We start from the raw sequence: 18,246 nt of genomic DNA on the forward strand, positions 1-18,246 counted from the left end.
GTGCGGTGAAAGTCGCACGCCGGGTTCGGAAGGCGGCCTGGGGAAACGGGCCCGGAGTAATTCAGGAACCGCGCCCCAGGCCGACCTAACCACGTCACCGCGTGGCGAGACGGCGGCCCGACCGACATCGATAATCTGGCCCTCGCGTGCGGCTACCACCACCGCGAATACGAAGACCGCGGCTGGGAATCAGTCATGATCGGTGGCCTGCCGCACTGGCGCCCGCCCGCGTGGATCGACCCCGACCGCGTCCCGGTCCTGCATCACCGCATCACCCTGAACAACAGACGCGAATGACCACCAATCTCACTAGTAGATTTTCACTCGGCGCCGGTCAAGATCTCAGGCCTCGGGAATCAGCACCGGTTTGATGGCGCCGCCACTGAGTGACGACTTCTCGGCCTCGTTGATCTGCGACATCGGAAACTTCTCGATCAGCTTGTCGAATGGAAACTTCCCGTCCTGCCACAGATGCACCATTTGCGGGATGAACTTCTGCGGATCGGCGCTGCCCTCGAGGATGTTGAGGATCGTCTTGCCGATGGACGTCGCATCGAGCGCGACGTCGCCTTGCTGTACGCCGACCAGCCCGCACTTGCCCGCCATCCGGGTCGTCGCGATCGCCGTCGAAATAACGGCCGGTACGCCGGTGCTGTCGAAGGCGTAGTGCGCGCCGCCGCCAGAGATCTGGGTGATCTGCTCTGCGAGATCGGGCGCGTCGCCGCGCAGCACGTGGGTCGCGCCGAGTTCACGCGCCAACTCGAGCCGTGAGTCTTGAAGGTCGACCGCGATGATCGTGCTCGCGCCCGCGACCTTCGCGCCCATGACGGCTGCTAAGCCGACCGCGCCCGCGCCGTACACCGCTACCGACGTGCCAGGCTGGACGTCGAGTGCCACGAGGATCGACCCCGCGCCGGTCTGGATCCCGCAGCCGAGCGGACCCATCAACTCCAGTGGTAGCGACTTGTCGACCACCACGCTGTTGCGTTCGCGGGCGATCGCGTGATGGGCGAACGACGACTGGCCGAACCAGCGAGACTTGATGTCCTTGCCGTCCGCGCCGGTCGCGGTCGAAGTGCCATCGACCGCCTGCCCGGACAGGTTGCGGACCATGAACGTGTCGCAGTACGCCGGTACGCCGGCATTGCAGTTTTCGCAGGCTCCACACGAGTCGAAGGACAGCACGACGTGGTCGTCGACCTTGACCGAGTTAACGTCCGCGCCGACGGCTTCGACGATTCCGGCGCCCTCGTGTCCGTTGATGATTGGCGGCGCGGCCATGAAGTCCGGCACGCGCGGCAGCACGTCGGTGTGGCACATGCCTGCCCCGACGATCCGCACCAATACCTCATCCGGTCCGATGTCGCGCAGAGTCACCGTTTCCAAGGTGTATGCGCCATCCGGGGACCTCAAAACAGCGGCAGTCGTTTCCACAACATCTCCCTTGTTGTCAGCTCGCCCAGCCCTTGATGGGCTGCTTGGACAAACCGTAGCCTTGTCGCATCGCGATGTCTGCAAGTCGACTGCCGCGAATAGCCTCATCGCGCGGATCCGTGCCGTACTCCTCACGGAAGGCTGCTTAGCGAACGAAAGTCACCGGCCGGGTCAAGCTGCTCTGAGCCGATGCCTCAATCCGTTGGAGGGCCCGCCGCCTGTGTGGGGCGCGCGCTTGATTTCGCGGCCGCCGCGTAGCGTTGCGATCGTGAAAACGCTCGCGTGGACAGTTTTTACCCTCGTGTTTGTTGCCGAGTTGTGCGCGGTTGTCGCCGTCGGGGTGTTCGGTTGGCACATCGGCCAGCGGCAACCTTGGAAGGCGATCGTCGCCGTGGTGTTCGTTGCGGTCGCCATCGCATTGTGGGCGCTGTTCGCCGCGCCGCATGCGACGTACGACGTCGCGTGGCTAGCGGTGGCAGTCAAGGTGCTCGTGTTCGGCGCCGCCGTCATTGGACTGTGGGTCGTTGGCGCCCACAAGTCGGCAGTGGTATTCGCGGTCGCCGTGATCGCACTGCATGTCGTCGCCGAGCTTCCGGCGATATCCGCGCACAACACGTCCTGAGGCGCGATCGAACCGAGATCACCGTGGCAGCAACAAAGCCGAGTCGCCGAACTCGTGCCACAGGTATTCATGCGCGATCGCGGCGTCGTATGCGCGTTGGGTCAGTTCACGCCCGGCGACTGCTTCGACGAGGAGCAAATGTGAAGCCTCGGGGTTGTGCCAGCCGGTGATGAGACCGTCGACGATCCGCGGCGGATCGGCCGGCGTGACGATCCGCTCGGTCCAGTCGGACCGGGCTACGACGACGTTGTCCGCCGTGACAGCGGACTCGACGGCCCGCGTCGCGGTAGTGCCGACCGCAATGACTCGTCGGCCGTTGGCACGGGTGCGGTTGATCGCCTGCGCCGTCGATCGCGGCACGTCAAATGGTTCGGCCTGCGGGAATTCGCCCGCGTCCTGTGACGAGACGCCGGTATGCAGCGTGATCGGAACAATCCCGACGCCGGATGAGATAAGCCTCGTTACCAGCTCAGTCGTGAAGGGTCGCGCGGCGCTGGCCATCTCGGCGCTGCCGGGGCGAATACCAAATACGGTCTGGTACGCAGGCAACGGGTAGCGCTTGTCGAGATAGCCGTACGCGATCGGCCGGCCGAACAGGGCCATCAAGTTGGTCAGTGATGCCTCTCCGATCAGTGCGACCTGCCAGAGCCGGTTGCCGTGGCCGGTCGGGGAGGAGTTCTCGCGCGGGTACGGCGCGAGCAGGTCGAGTCGGGCGCCGGCCGGTAGGTCGACAGTGTCGCCGGCCTCCGCATCGAGCACGGGCTCGGCTGCGTCTGGAGCGCTGCGCAGCTCTATTACCCAATGTCCGTTGTCCAGCCGGGTCGCGACATGTACGACGATCGGCGCGCCGCGCCAGTGGGCATCGAGCTCCGCGGCCAGCGTCCCTGAGTTGTTGACGACCAGCAGGTCCCCTGTTTCGACGTACGACGGCAGGTCGCGAAACCTCGCGTGCGCAGTACTCTCGCCGGTCGCGACCATCAGCCGAACGCCGTCGCGGGCGAGACCACGGGCCTCGGGAGGTCGCGGTGCCGTGGTCGAATCCGGGCTCGGGAAGTGGATGTTGGGCGCGATCATCGGACGGCCTCCGGAGAAACGACTGACGACGCGTCCGCAGCGAACTCGGCGGCCCGATAGCGACCCGAGGCGGGACGCCGGGCCAGAAGTGCGCGAATCGCCGGTACGACTGATTCGGGCAGCGGGCGGTCGCCGATGTCTTCGCCCGGGAACGCGTCCTGGTGCATCTTGGTGCGCATGTCGCCTGGATCGACCGCATATATGGATAGCTGCGGGTTCTCGACGGCTAGAGTCAAGGTGAGGTGGTCGAGCGCGGCCTTGGATGCGCCGTACCCGCCCCACCTTTCATAGTGTTCGACGGCGGCATCCGACGTGACGTTGACCAGTGCGCCGCCCGATCGACGGAGTGCGGGCAATAGTAACTGGGTCAGTGCGAGCGGTGCGGCGACGTTGGTCAGCCAAATTCCGTCGAAGACGGTCCCGTCGATATCTGCTACCGCGGGCATGGGAGTCGAACCGATCGTGCTTGCATTGTTGACAAGTAGGTCTATGTCGCCGACTGCGGTAGCCAGATCCGCACGATGCAGCGGATCGGTCACGTCGCCGGGGATCGCGCGTACTCGGGGGCCAATCTGGTGCGCGACGCGATGCAGCCGGTTGGCGTCGCGACCGTCGATGACGACGTTCCAGCCATCGTGTGCGAGGTCGGCGGTCAGAGCTTTACCGAGTCCTGCTGAACCGCCGGTAATAAGTGCGGTGGGCATTTGTGCCTCCTTGGGTATCGTGTTGCGATCGGCTACCAGCGTGTCCCCTAAAGTGAACTTGAAGTCAAGGTTTTTCCATGGAGGAGTTCAAGTTCGCAGGTGGTATTTGCGACCACGGGACCGGGAGGATGTGGCAACCTGGGACGCATGACTGACGATGCAGCCGAGCCCGCAGACAAAGAAATCCTTCGCCGTACGCTGGACGGCCGCTGGTACGACGTACGCGAAAGGTCCCGCAAGATCGAGCTCAACGCGTATGCGCCTCCGGCGTACGAGATGGACACCGAAACGCATCGCGCCGCGGTGCTCGAGCGGCTCGCGCAAGTCAGCGCATCGGGACTGCCCCAGGTCGGATTCCCGGCGGCGCAGGGCGGCGCGGACGACACCGGCGGCGGGATGATCGCGATCGAGATGCTCGGATTCCGCGACCTGTCGCTGATGGTGAAGTCCGGTGTGCAGTGGGGCTTGTTCGGTGGGGCGATCCAGAGCCTCGGCACGGCCGCTCACCACGAGCAGTACCTCCCGTCGGTCATGAACCTCGATCTGCTCGGCTGCTTCGCAATGACCGAGTCGGGGCACGGATCCGACGTACAGAAGATTCAGACGACCGCGTCGTACGTCGCCGAGACCGACGAATTCGAGATCCACACGCCGGTGCCGTCGGCGCGCAAGGAATACATCGGCAACGCCGCGCGCGACGGCCGGCTCGCCGTTGTCTTCGCACAACTACACACGCCGGCCGGCGAACACGGCGTACACGCGCTGCTAGTGCCGATCCGCGACGAGTCCGGCGAGCCGATGCGGGGCGTCACGTTGCAGGACTGTGGGCGCAAGGAAGGTCTGAACGGTGTCGACAACGGCCGGATCAGCTTCGATCACGTGCGGGTGCCACGTACGGCGCTCCTCGACCGCTACGGACACGTCGACTCCGACGGCAGCTACACCAGTCCGATCGACAATGCCAACCGGCGATTCTTCACGATGCTCGGCACGCTGGTCCGCGGCCGGATCAGCGTGTCCGGAGCCGCGCAGAGCGCCACTAAGATGGCGCTACTGATCGCCGGTCGCCGCGGCCTCGCGCGCCGCCAGTTCGAACGGGCCGGCGGTGGCGAGGAGGTCATACTCCTCGACTACCAGGCATATCAGCGCCGGCTGCTTCCGTTGTTGGCGACATCGTACGCCTTGAACTTCGCGCAGGACGAGCTGTGCGGGCGGATCCACGACCTGTGGTCCGGGGAGGGTACGCCGGACGGCCGCGCCCAACGTGAGCTCGAGTCGCGTGCCGCGGGGCTGAAGTCGACCGCTACCTGGCATGCGCTCGCGACGATTCAAGCCAGCCGCGAGGCCTGCGGCGGCGCCGGTTTTATGGCCGAAAACGTGCTTCCGCAGTTACGCGCCGACACGGACGTCTTCGCGACATTCGAGGGCGACAACACCGTGCTGCTTCAACTGGTCGGCAAAGGACTGCTGACCAACTACAGCGAGGAATTCGAGGATCTCAACGCGATCGACACGGTCCGGTTCGTCGCCGACCAGTTCGTCGGCGCGGTCATCGAACGTACGGCGGCGCGCAGCATTATCGAGAGTTTCAAGTCGGTGTTCTCCGACACGGACGCCGTACTGCGTGACCGGGCCTGGCAGGTCATGATGCTCGAAGAGCGCGAGAAGCATCTCGTCGACACGCTAGCGGCGCGGATCAAGAAGGGGATTGGGGACGGTACCGAGCCGGCTGAGGTGTTTAACCTGGCTCAGTCGCATCTGCTGCACGCGGGGCGCGCGCACGTCGATCGTACGGTTCTCGAATCGTTTGTCGATGTGATCGAAAAGTGCGAGCACGCGGGTACGGCGCAACTGCTGGGCACGGTCTGTGATCTTTACGCCCTGTCGCTGATCGAGGCCGACCGCGGCTGGTTCCTCGAACACAATCGCCTCACCGACACTCGGGCGAAGGCCGTCGCCTCGGCTGTCGATGATCTGTGCCGTGAATTGCGGCCGCACGTGGCGACGTTGATTGACGGCTTTGGAATTCCGGAGGAATGGGTCGAGGCGCCGATCGCCAAACCGGACTCAATCTCGTAACGAGGACTCTCGTTAGTCGTCGCCGTTTTCGGCTGCGCGGCGTTTAGCCAGCCGCGACGCGGCGATCGCGGCGATGGCCGATACCCGTTCCGGCGCCGGTTTCGCACGTTCGGGTTGGGATGGTCCGCCGGGCGGCACGGGTCGTTCACCGCTCGCGGATTCGGTCGGCTGTGTGCGCTCGGACGGGCTCGAATCGGCGGAAATGCTCGTAGCAGGTGCCGGGGTCGTGGGCGGAGGTGCCGACGTGACGCGTGGCGCTGGAGCGGCAGCGGGGTGTGGCGCCGGCTCGGTAGGCCCGGCATCGCGCGGCCCGGCATCGGTCGGTGCCGGCGGCTGACCGAACTGGGTGGAAACCGGCTGCGGGGCTACGTGGGCTGATGGCGGCGACGGTGAGGTCAACCAGTCGGGTGTCGCCGCTGGATGGGTCGCCTCAGCGACAGCATTCGGTGCGGCGGCGGGGGGTGCGCTGCTCGGGTTCAGGGGCGCGGCGGCAGTCGGCGGTCCGGCGGCAATAGGTGGTGCGGCACTCGAATCCCGCGGTGTGGCGGCGGGCGCGGGCGGGGCCGACACGGCAGACGGCGCGGGCGGGGCCGACTCGGCAGGCGGCGCGGACGGGGCCGACACGGCAGACGGCGCGGACGGTGCGGCGCCGGGTGGCGCGGACGCTGGGACGGCCTGGGGCGTCTTCTTCTTGGCGACTACGGCGTTGCGCAGCCGGGGGAGCAGGATGTCGATCGTGCGGCAGACGTCCTTGACGGCGTGAATCTGCTTGGTGATCTCGGCCGCCCGACGTTCGCGCTCGCCGCGGTCGACCTTCAACGAGTTGTCGATCTGTTTGATGTGGCCGTCGAGGGTCTCGATGCGGCGCAGGAGCGCGCGGTCGAGGGCAAGGGTGAGCTCCTGTTCGGCCTCGATGAAATATGCCGACGCCTCGGCTTCCAGCTTGCCTCGGGTTTCGCCGAGGGTTTCGTTCAGCCACACCTTGAGGTTGTTGCGGTCGGCCGCGGTACGGCGCGCCCACACCATCCAGGAGGCGGCACCGACTCCGACTGCGGCGATGACCGGCAGCATGAGTAGGCCGGCGGTACCGGCCGCGACGCCGAACGCGCCGGCGACGGCCCCTTCGAGCGGCAGGGTCACCAGCTTGCCGAGGGAAAGCGCCGACATAAGGCTGAACCCGGTCATGACCTTTTCGTCGGCGGTCATGCCCTTCTTGTTAGGACCGGAGGTGGTGGTGATGGCGCGCGGCCGCTGCAGCGCGGCGTACACCTCGGCGAGCTCGTGCCGGGCAAACATCGACTGCAGCACCGAGCGAGACACGTTCTGCATGCGGGACTGTTGCCGGTCGTAAATCTGCATCGAGGCGTTCTTGAGCGCGATGTCTAGCGCGGGCGCGATCTGGCTTAGCTTGCTCTTGTCCGAGTCTTCGACGACCTTGCGCCAGTACTGCTGAAATTTGCGTTGTTCGCTGGAAATATCGGCCATGGTGTCGAGCCGCGCGCGCGATAGTTGGGCGCGCAGTCGCAACTGCCACGTCCGTGAGTCGGCCTTGCGGGCGGCCAAGAGCCGATCCCGGTTGTCCTTGAGCTGCTTGGCGTAGGCGAGATCTGGCTGGCAGGCGCGGCGGCTGTCCTCGAGGTTGATCGCGAGTACGTCGAGCTGGGTGTGCATCGTGCGCAGCAGGTTGGCTTCGTGCAGGGCCGAGGCCTTGATCGCGACTTGCTGCTGTAACGCAATCTGAAGATCGATGATCTTGGATTCTTTGCGGAGCGCGACGCCGAGTTCGCTGGCGCCCATTAGACCGGCCTGTTCGAAAAGCTTGGCGGACACGGGCATCATTGGCGCGTCGGCAAAGCGCGGCGCATGCTCGCGTAGTAGTGCCCGGTTGTCTTCGACTACTTGCCGCCAGCCGCGGTAGGCATCGGTCTTGGTGACCGCAAAGATCACCAGGTCAACGGTCTCCGAGGCGCGCAGGAGAAAGTCGAGTTCGGGTTTGGTGAACGGCGCCGATGCGTCGCAGACAAACAGTAGCGCGGTGGCTCGGCCGATCGCGCGCAGCGCGATCTCCGCGTGCGCCGCGTCCAGCCCACCCACGCCCGGGGTATCGACAATATTCAATTTGCCGAGGAGTGGCGAGTCGCATTCGACCTCGATCAGTCGAGGCGGGGAGTACTGCCCGCGGTTGCCGAGGTCGGTCGCCCAGTCGCGCATCCGATCGAGCGGTACGTCGACCGGTACGTCGTTTCCCGGCAGCAGCGCGCGGGCGGCAGTGTGCGGGCCGCGCCGAAACATGATGTAGGTGCTGGTGGCCACGCGCGCGTCGACCGGCGACAGTCCCGGCACGTTGAGCAGGGCGTTAGTGAGGCTCGACTTGCCGCGCTTCGCCTCCCCGACAACGACAACCGTCGGCTTGTCCGGACGAGTCGCGCGCATCCGCGCCAGTCGTTGCGCCAGGTCGGTGTCGTGTTTCTCGATGATGGCCAGACCCTTGTCCGCGGTCTGCCGGGACAGCTGCGACAGGGTGATCTTCTTTGGCGCTCCGCCAGACTGGCCACCGGACTGCGGCTGGCTCATTGCGATTCCTGAGCCTCGGTGCTGTAGACGGTGACAATCGGTGCGCGTACGACACGGTCGCCGTCGATGTAACCGGCAAGCTCGATCTCGGCGATTGTCCCGTGCCGCGCTTTGTCGGTCGTAGGAACGGTCGCCGACGCCTCGTGCTGCTTCGCATCGAACCGATCACCGGGCTCGGGATGGATCACCTGGATGCCGATCTGACCGAGGCTGTCATCCATCCGGCTCGCCACCGCCGGTGAGCTGACTCGGTCGCGGGCGTAGAGGAGTACGTCGATGAGCTTGGTGCGTTCTTTGCGCAAGACCGCGAGCTCTTCAAGGTGCGGCAAGACCTCGGAGTAGAGGACATAGTCGTCCTCGCCCTCGTCGGTTGCGGGCTGATCGTCGTACTCGACTGACTCGTCGACAGGCGCCTCGCGCAAGGCGTGATCGAGGGCGGCGTCGGCCTCTGCGCCGACGTCGGACGCGGTCCGCTCGGGCTCAGGCATGCGATCGGTCATGAGATGGCGCCTCCGGTATTGGGTGCACGTAGTTGCTGCCAGATCAAGAAGTAGGAGCGGTGAATGATATGCGCGATCCGTGCCTGGGTGGGGTTGGACCCGAAGGTCGCGAAGGAGCGCCAGCGTCCGGCTCCCTCCAGTGCGGCCGTTATGAGCTCGTCTGACGACGCGCCGGGGGTGCCAAGCATTTCTCCGGGATTTGTTCCGGTCACCAAGTTGCGGACCTCGTCGAACATGTCGTCGGGCAAGTCCACTTTGCCACTCGTGACGAGGGTGGCCGCCTCGAGCAGTCGCAGCTGCTGAGCCTCGGGATGCTGGTAAAGCTCCTCGAGGGCGTCGTAGATCAAGTCTCGCGGGCCCGGCGCGCATTTCGCCGCCAGCGAATCGAGCGCGCTGAGCGCGACCGCCGACTTGATGTCGTCCGCGCGCACGCTAAACACGCCGTCGATGATCGCCCGCAGCTTGGGATAACCGCTCGCGGACTCGAGAATCGTGCGCAGCTCGCCGGTGCTGATCTGTCCATCGGCGATGATCGCGTCGACCGCGACGCGGATGCCATATAAGTCGAGCTTGACTAGCAGTCGCTCGCGCGCATCCGGGTCGACGCCGATCTCCGGACGCGTGAAGAGGTCAGTAGACATAAACATCATCTGGCGGGTGACGTCGTCGAGTGTCGCGACCGCCCGCAGTGTCTGTGCGTCGGCCTCGGAAAAATAGCCGGTGCCGGTCGACTCGGCAACGAGCCCTACTAACGGCAGCACCTGTGACACAGCGTGCCGGAGCGTGTGACTGTGCTCGCGGGCCAGTTCGATCGCTGCCTTCATCGGTTCGTCGGCGGTGACCTGGTCGGCCTTGTTCAAGATCGCGAGCGCGTTGATCGGGCTGCTGGTCTGCCCGCTGGAAGCGCGACGGAAGGCATTGAGCGCCTCGGCGTCGTCCGCGCGGACGGACTGGGTGAGGACGTAGAGCACGGCCTCCGCAGACGAGACCGCGATCTGTGACTGTTCGTCTACGCCGTCGAGGGCCGATACCCCGCCCGTCTCCCCGAGCATCCCTTGCGTGCGCCCGACGCTCTGTGCATCGAGTGAGGCCAGACCCGGTGTATCGATGATGGTCACGTGCCGCAGCATCTCGTACGTCAGATACGCGTCGACGACCGCGACCTCGTGCGGCTCACAGCCCAGATCTGCCGGGATCACGCCGTCGTCGTCGTACGGCAGGGTCAGCGTCGTGCCGTCGAGCTTGCGCACCTCGACCCGGTCGACGGTGCCGTACTGAAAACGGGTCACCATCCGGGTGCACTCGCGAATATCGGTCGGGGAGACCCGGCGACCGATCAAGCCATTGACGACGGTCGATTTACCGGATTTGATCCGACCCGCGACGGCCAGTTGCAGCGGACCTTGCAAGCGACCCAGAATCTCCCGAATCTGTCCCGCGACGTCCGGCGGTGTCGTGGCGATCAGTCTTTGGCAGGTAGCCGAAACCAGTGGCGACATACGTCGCGGCGCAAGGGCCGGGCCGGTCATGGCTCCCTCCTTAAGAAGATCGATATACGCCGTAAGCGACGGCCGGACACATGCAAGGTCCTAGATATTGGCGATCAGGATGGCGATCAGGATCGCGACTGCCGCGAAGATGATCGCCCAGATCATGGGCTTCCAGTTGGTTGTCTGCAGTTGCTGGTTGGGCGCGGAACCGGCCGGCCGTGTCATGTCCTGTTGACGTTGCCCGCCCATAGGACCCGATCCGGTGCCTACGAGGTTCCGCGGCGCCGAAATTGGCGTGCTGATCGGCCCGGTCGGTGGTCGATGTGCCTGTGTCGATCCCGAACCCGGTCGCATCGACGGATTGCTCATTGGCGAGTTGCCCGTTGGAGGGCGCTGCGGACCGGCGGCCGTCCTGGGTCGCTCGACGGGGGGCCGCTGCGTGGGGCCAGGCGAGGATGTCGCCCCTGTCGGTGGACGGGTGGCGCCATACGCGTTGGGCCCGGGCAGCCTGCGTACATTGCCGGGCGCCGGGCGTTGTTGTGGCCGGACGGTGCGTACGGCGGGCAGGTCGGCGGGGTTGACTCGCTGGGTCGCACCACCCATCGGTCCGCGTGCCTGGGCCGGTACGCCGCCGCTAGCCGGTTGCTGCTGAGCCGGTGCGCCCCCGGTATTGGGTCGCTGACCGGGTGGCATGCCTGGCATGGGACGCGCCTGGGGTGCGGTCCCCGGGCGCGGGCCGACATTGAGGTAGAGCGCGCCGGTCACCACGGTCGACTCGGGCTGATCGAGCGTGGACGGGGTGATGCCCATGCCTTCCTGGATCAACCGTGCGACGAGTGGCACCCGCGACGAGCCACCGACGAGATACACGCCCATCAGGTCTTTCGAGGTGAAGTTCGCCTCGCTGATCGTCGTCGCCAACAGTTCGACCGAGCGCGTGAGATTGCTGCGGATCATCTCCTCGAACTCGCTACGTGTCAGATGCACGTCCTTAAAAGGGGACGACAACGCGATGTCGGTATGCGGGTGGCGAGACAGGGCTTCTTTGCCTTCGCGTACGTCGACCGCTAACGCACGCTGCTTGCGTCGGCTTTCGGTATCGGTCGGGCGATTGAGCCGCGCCCAGTCCTCAGCGTGACTCTCGCCCTCGACACGCCCAATGTATTCGAGGATCGCGTGATCGAAGTCGAGCCCGCCGAGGTCGGGGATGCCTGCCTCGGCGATGACCTCGAACCCGGCATCCCGTTTCTGCACGATGGCTACGTCGAACGTGCCGCCGCCAAGGTCGTAGACGGCAAGTGCTGCACCTGGGGGCATCTGGTGCCCGCCCTGGGTGGCGAAATGAGTAGCCGCACCGACCGGCTCGGGCACGAGGATCGGGTTGTCGCTGAGGCCGGCCTCTTTGCACGCCGCGATCAGGACGTCTTTGCGAGTCTGGCGCCAGCGGGCCGGATGTGTGAGGCGTACGACGTCGGGATTGGCGTTGCCGAACTGCCGACGGAACTCCTGCAGCACGCGCGAGAAGACGGCCGCGATGGCGCGCTGGACCGGGATGACGTCGGTGCCGAGCAGCATCTCGCCATCGTCGATGCGCCGCTTGGGGTTGGGCTCGAAGCGGCTCGGGTCAAGACGCGCCTGACGCTCAGCGTCGCTTCCTACCGCGATCGACCCATCGTCGGCGAGGTAGATAGAGGAGGGGAGTAGCGGTTTTCCGTCGATCGCCAGGACGCGCGGCGGCGCCCCGTCGACCGAAACTGCGGCAACGGTGTTGGACGTGCCGAAGTCGACCGCCAAAACCCGCATTCGGGACCCCTTACTCGACGTACTTGAACTCGACGTACTTTGACTTGTTGGGCCGGTACGGCCGGTGTGCATTGTTGCCCGCGGACCGGTGCTGCCTGTGGACCTCTAGCTCACTGTGCGTGCGAAACCAGCCGCCTGAGAGCACGAATCAGCACCTCATACTGCCACGATCGCGGCGAACGCTGCATCCTGTCTGCGAGAACTAGCGATAATCGACGCGATTTGGTGGTCGGGACCAGGTGCCCTCCGGTAACCTTCGCGCGGAACGCCGCCCGCTCCGGTCGTCGCAGGTAGCGGTCCACTAATGTGGGCGACGGCGTCCACAACACGCGTCCCCAGACAACCCAAGGACATACTTTTCGTGGTTAACGAAGAACGCCCAACCTCGAGTGGCTCGACCGATGAAGACTGGTTTACCGAGCTTCGTCCGCAGCGCGAACCTTCGGCGCCGTCGGACCGTACGCCGGACAGTTCCGCGGCGTACCCGCCTGATCCGTGGCTAGATGGTGCCGGTCCCTTGGAAACGAGTCGAGCCCCCGCGGACAGCGACCAGGATGCGCGCGGTTTTGCAGGCTTGAACAACTCCGCATCCCAAGGCGCCCAGATTCCGGCGCCGGGCCCGGAGAATTTGCCGGCTGACGACCCATTCAACTCCGCGCCGCCGATGCGCGATCCGGGGCTGGCCGTTGACTCCGCGCCGCCGATGCGCGATCCGGCGCCGACTGTCGACTCCGCTACGGCTCCGCGGCCAGGCTTCGATCCGCCGACGACGGCCACGGCGTTACCGCTCCCGCCGGCGCCCAGCGAACCGCACGACCACCCGCAACCTCAGCAGTACCAGTCGCCGCAACAACAAACGAATCCACAACTGCAAACGAATCCACAACCGCACGCTGCGCCCCAGCAGCACGAGACTCCCCAGCAACACGAGACTCTCCAGCAGCATGAGGCACGCCCGTACGAGGGCCAGCGCTACGCTCCGCAGCCGAATCAGTCGTTCGACGGCCAGGCGGCGTACCAGCCAACGGCGCCGCAGCAACAGCCTGCACCGCCGCAGCAGCAGTCGCCGGCACCGCAGGAAACCGCATATCCGCCGCAGCCCCAAGGTCCGATGGGACAGCAATACCCTCAGCAGCCATATCCCCAGGCGCCGTACGACCAGAATGCCGCGTCGCGCAGCCAGCCGATGCCGCTGCACAACCAGACGCAGATGCCGCAGCATGCACCCTCGCGACCGGCGCCGACCGCGAGTGACTTGACCCCGGACAGCCTGGTCAAGCCGGATGCGGAGGTGCCGCATGGTGGCTGGCGCCGTGCAATTTTCAAGGTGTCCGGTGGGAGCATCAACCCGGGGCGGTCGAAAGAAGAAACCGAACGCGAGGACCTGATCAGCCGCATCCGTACGCCGATTCGCGGCTGCCGGAGGATCGCCGTCGTCAGTCTCAAGGGCGGAATCGGCAAGACCACGACAACCTCGTGCCTCGGTCTCACGCTGGCGCACTACCGCGGTGACCGCGTCGTCGCGCTGGACGCCAATCCGGACGCCGGCACACTCGCCGAGCGGCTCACCGGCGTCACCGATGTCTCGGTGCGTGACCTGCTCGACAACATCGAACAGGTCGACACATTTACCGAGATCTCGCGCTATATGTCGCTCGCGCAGCGACTGCAGGTGCTTGCCTCGGATCAGGATCCCGAGGTGTCCGAGGCGTTCGACGCCGAGCAGTACCGCCAGGTGACGGGTCTGCTCTCGCGCTACTACAACGTGATTCTCACTGATTCGGGCACCGGCATGCTGCACTCTGCGATGCAGGGCACGCTGGAGGCCGCCGACGCACTGGTCGTGGTCGGCGCTCCCAGCGTCGACGGCTCGTCACGGGCGTCGAAGACCCTCGACTGGCTTATCGCGCACGGGTATGAGGACCTGGTCGGCAACTCCGTCGCCGTCATCTCATCGGTGCGTGAGCGCACCCCAGATGTCGACATGTCGATCTTGCGTAATCATTTCAGCGCCCGATGCCGCGCAGTGGTTGAGATCCCCTTCGACCCGCATCTCGTCATCGGCGGCCCGATTGACCTCGGCAAGATCAAGCCGCCAACGTCTAAGGCATACCTCGAGCTCGCGGCCACTGTCGCCGACGGTTTCCGCTCCTAACCACCCGCGATCCGGCGCGAATGTCCGGCGATCCGTCGCGAATGTCCGGCGATCCGTCGCGAATGTCCGGCGATCCGTCACGAATGTCCGGCGATCCGTCACGCTTGTAAGCCGCCCGGAGGTCCCGCGCGCACCGGTTTTCGGGACCGGGCAGCGAGGCGGTTTGGGAAGCCGGGCGGGAACGGCGCGCCGTAAGCCGTAAGCGGCAAGCCGTGAGCCGCGACTCACCCGCCCCATGCGGGTTGTGGCCGGCGGTGAACAATGGTTCACTAAATCCGGTGAACTGTTGTTCACCATCTGCGTGTCTGCAACGTCGCCCGCGCAGTCATCCGGCATCATGCGCCAGCGCGCGCCTACGTAACGCGACTACCTAGTCGTACGTGACGCGACTACATACGAGTGGAAAAGAACTTCAGTGGCTTCAACCCGATCGTCGGCTCCGACCCGATCGTCCGAATCGACGCGTCGCGTACCAACCTGGGCAGTTATCGCCGTACTCAGTGTGTGCGGGACGTTCGTATCGCTCCAGCAGACCTTGATCATCCCGATCATCGGCGACTTGCCGAAGCTCTTCCACACGACACCCTCCACGGCCTCGTGGCTCATCACTGCCACGCTATTGACCAGCGCGGTCGCGATGCCGACGGTCTCGCGGTTGGCCGACATGTTCGGCAAGCGCCGGATGATGGTCATCTGCCTGATATTGATCATCGTCGGGTCACTTCTCGGAGCGGTCGGCACGAGCCTGCCGCTAGTCATCATCGCGCGGGCGCTCCAGGGATTTAGTACGGCGCTGATTCCGGTCGGGATCAGCATCATGCGCGACGAACTGCCGAAGGCGAAGGTGCCCGCGGCGGTCGCGCTCATGAGCGCCACGCTAGGTATCGGTGGCGCGATCGGCCTTCCACTTGGCGGGTTCCTCTACGCGCAGTCGAGCTACCACGCGCTCTTCTGGCTCAGTGCGGCCGCCGGCGTTGTACTGCTGGTCGCCATCCTCAAGCTCGTCACCGAATCGCTCATCAAGACGCCCGGGCGGTTCGACGTACTCGGCGCCCTAATCATTTCGATCGCGTTGACCTGTTTCCTGCTGGCGGTCTCCAAGGGCGGCAGCTGGGGCTGGGGGAGCTCGAGCGTGTTGGGGCTGTTCGCCGCTTTCGTCGTGCTGCTCGTCCTGTGGGTGCCGTACGAGCTCAAGATTCGTGAGCCGCTGATCGACCTGCGTACGTCGGCCCGCCGGCCGGTGTTGATCACCAACATCGCGACCGTGCTGATCGGCTTTGCGATGTTCGGTCAGATGCTCGCCGTCACCCAGCTGCTGACCATGCCGACCTCGACCGGTTACGGATATGGATTTACGCCGATGCAGGCGGGCTTGGCGATGCTCCCAGGCGGCACGCTCATGGTGTTCTTGGCGCCGGTTTCGGCCACGATCACCAACAGGTTCGGTGCAAAGACGACGCTGGTGAGCGGTGCAGTCATCATGGGTCTTGGCTATATCGGCCTGGTGTTCATGATCGGCACGCTGTTCACGCTGATCCTCGGCACGATCCTCGTCTCCGCCGGTCTCGCTCTTGCGTACGCCGCCATGCCCACGCTGATCATGCGCGCGGTGCCGATGACCGAGACTGCCTCGGCCAACGGACTTAATGCGCTCTTGCGCAGCGTCGGTACGTCGAGCGCGAGCGCCGCCGTAGCGGCTGTCCTCGCGAGCATGACGATGACCGCCGGTGGAATCGCGATGCCTGCGGTTGGCGCGTTCAAGTTCATCTTCTGGATCTCCGCGATCAGCGCGCTGATCGGCGCCTCGGTTGGCGCGTTCCTGCCCAAGCATCGCGCTGATCTCGAGGAATCGTTCGACCCGGGCGCGGAATACGACACCAACGACATCCGCAAAGAACGCGCCCAGCACGGCGGGGCTGTCGACACCACGCATTTGGTGACGATCCGTGCGACGCAACGCGCGAAGGAGAAGCAGGAGAAGGAGGCGCTGAGCCGATGAGTGCATCCACTACGCGTGCTCAGATCATCGACGCGGCGCGTGAGCTGTTCGCGCAGCGGACCTTCGACTCCGTCACGATCCGCGAGGTCGCATGCGCGGTCAACCTGTCTCCGGCGATGGTCATGAAGTGTGTCGGGTCCAAGGAGCAGCTCTTCGCCGAGGCCATGACGTTTGCTCGCGACGAGTTCCCGGCCGACACCCCGGTCGACCAGATCGGCGAGACTTTGGTACGCCGCATCGTCGAACGTCGAGTCACCGGTGCCCCCGAGCCGCTAGTGCGTGCGGTCTTTATCGGCACCACCAAGCCGGATGCCGCCGACAAAGCGCACGCCTTCATCCAGGAGCAAGTGCACGGCGTACGCCGGATGCTCGGCTGCGGAGCCGGGTCGAAGGCCACCGCCGAGCTCATCGTGTGCGCGCTCTACGGTCTCGGCAGCGGTATGGCGACGCTGCAGCTTGCCGCTCCGGACCGGCTCGGGGCGGAACGAATCATCAGCGAGTACGGCGCTCTCGTGCAACGACTCATCGACCAGCACCTCGGCGCCGATGCCCCGTCCTAAGACTGCCGCGTTCCCCGGCCACTCACACAGATAGAATCGCAAAATGGAATTTCGTCGTATCTCAGGTATGCCGCCGTACGTATTCACGATTATCGACTCGTTGAAGATAGAGGCGCGCCGAGCCGGGATCGACGTCATCGACCTGGGCTTTGGCAATCCCGACCTGCCCTCGCCGAAGATCGCGGTCGACAAACTGACCGAGGCGGCGCGTAACACGCGCAATCATCGTTATTCCTCGTCGCGGGGTCTGCCCAAGCTGCGGCTGGCCTTCGCGGATCTCTACAAGCGGCGGTTCAACGTCGACCTCGACCCCGAGACGGAGGTCATCTCGACGATCGGCGCCAAAGAGGGCTTCTCGCACCTCATGTGGGTGCTGCTGCAAGCGGGAGATGCCGCGCTCGTGCCGGCCCCGTCGTACCCGATTCACATCTGGGGACCGCTGTTCGCCGGTGCCGCGGTTCGCGAGATCCGGATGGGCACTCAGGAAAACCTGTTCGACAACATCGTGGAAGCCTACGAATACTCCTGGCCAAAGCCGCGGGTCATAGTGCTGTCGTTCCCGCACAACCCGACCACTGCCTGCGTAGACCTGGAATTCTTCCAGCGGGTCGTCGACTTCGCGCGTGAGAAAGAAGTGATCGTCGTACACGACAACGCGTACGCCGAGCTCGGGTTCGACGACTGGGAGCCGCCGTCGATCCTGCAGGCCGACGGCGCGAAGGAGTGTGCCGTCGAGCTTTACTCGATGACTAAGTCGTTTTCGATGGCCGGCTGGCGGATGGCCTTCATGGCAGGCAACAGTGAGGTCATCGGTGCGTTGGGGAAGCTCAAGTCCTACCTGGACTACGGCACGTTCCAGCCGATCCAGATCGCGGCCACGGTCACCCTCAACGAGGACCAGGACCACCCCAAGGAAGTTCAGCCGATCTACCAGTCGCGGCGCGACACTCTGGTCAGCGGCCTCAACAACATCGGTTGGAACGTCGAACCGCCAAAGGGCACGATGTTTCTTTGGGCACCAATCCCGGAGCCATACCGTCATATGGATTCGGTCGAGTTCGCTTCCATGTTAATCAAGGAAGCGCATGTTGCAGTATCTCCAGGCGTGGGTTTCGGGCCCGGCGGAGAAGGCAATGTGAGATTCGCATTGATCGAAAATGAGGAGCGGATCAAGCAAGGAATGCGGGGGCTCAAGAAGGCACTGCCCAAACTCGGGTAGCCGCCCCCGCCTATCGAAACGGAAGTAGGCGGC

At 65.1% G+C, this 18,246-nt stretch carries 13 protein-coding genes and 1 pseudogene; 7 read left to right on the plus strand and 7 right to left on the minus strand.

The window, feature by feature from the left end; all coding sequences use genetic code 11:
* Nucleotides 1–99 precede the first annotated feature (99 nt).
* Nucleotides 100–297, plus strand: a pseudogene (locus CLV47_RS22780) (HNH endonuclease signature motif containing protein); the annotation flags it as partial.
* A 45-nt stretch (nucleotides 298–342) separates the two neighbouring features.
* Here the strand turns inward: CLV47_RS22780 and CLV47_RS10725 are convergent.
* Nucleotides 343–1,434, minus strand: coding sequence for an NAD(P)-dependent alcohol dehydrogenase (locus CLV47_RS10725; RefSeq protein ID WP_106349047.1), 1,092 nt, complete (start codon nucleotides 1,432–1,434; stop codon nucleotides 343–345).
* Nucleotides 1,435–1,702: 268 nt separating this feature from the next.
* On the opposite strand from CLV47_RS10725, the gene CLV47_RS22040 reads away from it, so the two are divergent.
* Nucleotides 1,703–2,056 (plus strand): YrdB family protein, encoded by a 354-nt coding sequence (locus CLV47_RS22040; RefSeq protein WP_170111034.1) that lies wholly within the window; start codon nucleotides 1,703–1,705, stop codon nucleotides 2,054–2,056.
* A gap of 18 nt (nucleotides 2,057–2,074) precedes the next feature.
* On the opposite strand, the gene CLV47_RS10735 is transcribed toward CLV47_RS22040, so the two are convergent.
* Together CLV47_RS10735 and CLV47_RS10740 are read right to left on the minus strand one after the other, a co-directional pair.
* Nucleotides 2,075–3,130, minus strand: coding sequence for an S-adenosylmethionine:tRNA ribosyltransferase-isomerase (locus tag CLV47_RS10735; RefSeq protein ID WP_106349048.1), 1,056 nt, complete (start codon nucleotides 3,128–3,130; stop codon nucleotides 2,075–2,077).
* Nucleotides 3,127–3,834 carry an SDR family NAD(P)-dependent oxidoreductase gene (locus CLV47_RS10740; RefSeq protein WP_106349049.1) on the minus strand — a complete coding sequence of 236 codons (708 nt, stop codon included), beginning with the start codon at nucleotides 3,832–3,834 and terminating at the stop codon, nucleotides 3,127–3,129. The genes CLV47_RS10735 and CLV47_RS10740 overlap by 4 nt, the downstream gene beginning before the upstream one ends.
* 147 nt (nucleotides 3,835–3,981) lie before the next feature.
* Between CLV47_RS10740 and CLV47_RS10745 the strand changes: the two genes are divergently transcribed.
* Nucleotides 3,982–5,913: an acyl-CoA dehydrogenase family protein gene (locus tag CLV47_RS10745; RefSeq protein WP_106349050.1), complete on the plus strand. Its 1,932-nt coding sequence runs from the start codon at nucleotides 3,982–3,984 to the stop codon at nucleotides 5,911–5,913.
* A gap of 12 nt (nucleotides 5,914–5,925) precedes the next feature.
* Here the strand turns inward: CLV47_RS10745 and CLV47_RS10750 are convergent, their stop codons facing one another.
* From CLV47_RS10750 to CLV47_RS10765, 4 genes are read right to left on the minus strand one after another with little or no spacing between them, the layout of a single operon-like run.
* Entirely contained in the window at nucleotides 5,926–8,487 is a 2,562-nt protein-coding gene (locus CLV47_RS10750) for a dynamin family protein (RefSeq protein ID WP_106349051.1), read from the minus strand.
* Nucleotides 8,484–8,987 (minus strand): nucleotide exchange factor GrpE, encoded by a 504-nt coding sequence (grpE, locus tag CLV47_RS22230; RefSeq protein ID WP_202862512.1) that lies wholly within the window; start codon nucleotides 8,985–8,987, stop codon nucleotides 8,484–8,486. The genes CLV47_RS10750 and grpE overlap by 4 nt, the downstream gene beginning before the upstream one ends.
* Entirely contained in the window at nucleotides 8,984–10,516 is a 1,533-nt protein-coding gene (locus CLV47_RS10760) for a dynamin family protein (RefSeq protein WP_106349052.1), read from the minus strand. Before CLV47_RS10760 ends, grpE begins: the two co-directional genes overlap by 4 nt.
* Before the next feature lie 60 nt (nucleotides 10,517–10,576).
* Nucleotides 10,577–12,280 carry an Hsp70 family protein gene (locus CLV47_RS10765; protein ID WP_170111035.1) on the minus strand — a complete coding sequence of 568 codons (1,704 nt, stop codon included), beginning with the start codon at nucleotides 12,278–12,280 and terminating at the stop codon, nucleotides 10,577–10,579.
* Between the two features lie 361 nt (nucleotides 12,281–12,641).
* Here CLV47_RS10765 and CLV47_RS10770 point away from each other — a divergent pair, with 361 nt between their 5' ends.
* The 4 genes from CLV47_RS10770 to CLV47_RS10785 all read left to right on the plus strand — a co-directional run bounded on the left by CLV47_RS10770 (nucleotide 12,642) and on the right by CLV47_RS10785 (nucleotide 18,213).
* A complete protein-coding gene (locus CLV47_RS10770) occupies nucleotides 12,642–14,435 on the plus strand; it encodes a MinD/ParA family ATP-binding protein (RefSeq protein ID WP_170111036.1) in 1,794 nt (597 codons plus the stop codon).
* Nucleotides 14,436–14,850: 415 nt separating this feature from the next.
* Nucleotides 14,851–16,434, plus strand: coding sequence for an MFS transporter (locus CLV47_RS10775; protein ID WP_106349055.1), 1,584 nt, complete (start codon nucleotides 14,851–14,853; stop codon nucleotides 16,432–16,434).
* The gene (locus CLV47_RS10780; protein WP_106349056.1) at nucleotides 16,431–16,994 is read left to right on the plus strand and encodes a TetR/AcrR family transcriptional regulator; all 564 of its coding nucleotides are present in this window, start codon (nucleotides 16,431–16,433) and stop codon (nucleotides 16,992–16,994) included. Before CLV47_RS10775 ends, CLV47_RS10780 begins: the two co-directional genes overlap by 4 nt.
* Before the next feature lie 43 nt (nucleotides 16,995–17,037).
* On the plus strand, nucleotides 17,038–18,213 hold the full coding sequence (locus CLV47_RS10785; RefSeq protein WP_106349057.1) for an aminotransferase class I/II-fold pyridoxal phosphate-dependent enzyme: 1,176 nt from the start codon (nucleotides 17,038–17,040) through the stop codon (nucleotides 18,211–18,213).
* Nucleotides 18,214–18,246 lie beyond the last annotated feature (33 nt).

The organism is Antricoccus suffuscus (genome assembly GCF_003003235.1).
In the GTDB taxonomy this organism is placed as follows: domain Bacteria; phylum Actinomycetota; class Actinomycetes; order Mycobacteriales; family Antricoccaceae; genus Antricoccus; species Antricoccus suffuscus.

Excerpts from the sequence above, each read along its gene's own strand:
- CLV47_RS10780 (WP_106349056.1), top strand. The coding sequence starts at position 16,431 with ATGAGTGCATCCACTACGCGTGCTCAGATCATCGACGCGGCGCGTGAG.
- CLV47_RS10760 (WP_106349052.1), bottom strand. The coding sequence starts at position 10,516 with ATGACCGGCCCGGCCCTTGCGCCGCGACGTATGTCGCCACTGGTTTCG.
- grpE (WP_202862512.1), bottom strand. The coding sequence starts at position 8,987 with ATGACCGATCGCATGCCTGAGCCCGAGCGGACCGCGTCCGACGTCGGC.
- CLV47_RS10745 (WP_106349050.1), top strand. The coding sequence starts at position 3,982 with ATGACTGACGATGCAGCCGAGCCCGCAGACAAAGAAATCCTTCGCCGT.
- CLV47_RS10765 (WP_170111035.1), bottom strand. The coding sequence starts at position 12,280 with ATGCGGGTTTTGGCGGTCGACTTCGGCACGTCCAACACCGTTGCCGCA.
- CLV47_RS10785 (WP_106349057.1), top strand. The coding sequence starts at position 17,038 with ATGGAATTTCGTCGTATCTCAGGTATGCCGCCGTACGTATTCACGATT.
- CLV47_RS10740 (WP_106349049.1), bottom strand. The coding sequence starts at position 3,834 with ATGCCCACCGCACTTATTACCGGCGGTTCAGCAGGACTCGGTAAAGCT.
- CLV47_RS10750 (WP_106349051.1), bottom strand. The coding sequence starts at position 8,487 with ATGAGCCAGCCGCAGTCCGGTGGCCAGTCTGGCGGAGCGCCAAAGAAG.
- CLV47_RS10735 (WP_106349048.1), bottom strand. The coding sequence starts at position 3,130 with ATGATCGCGCCCAACATCCACTTCCCGAGCCCGGATTCGACCACGGCA.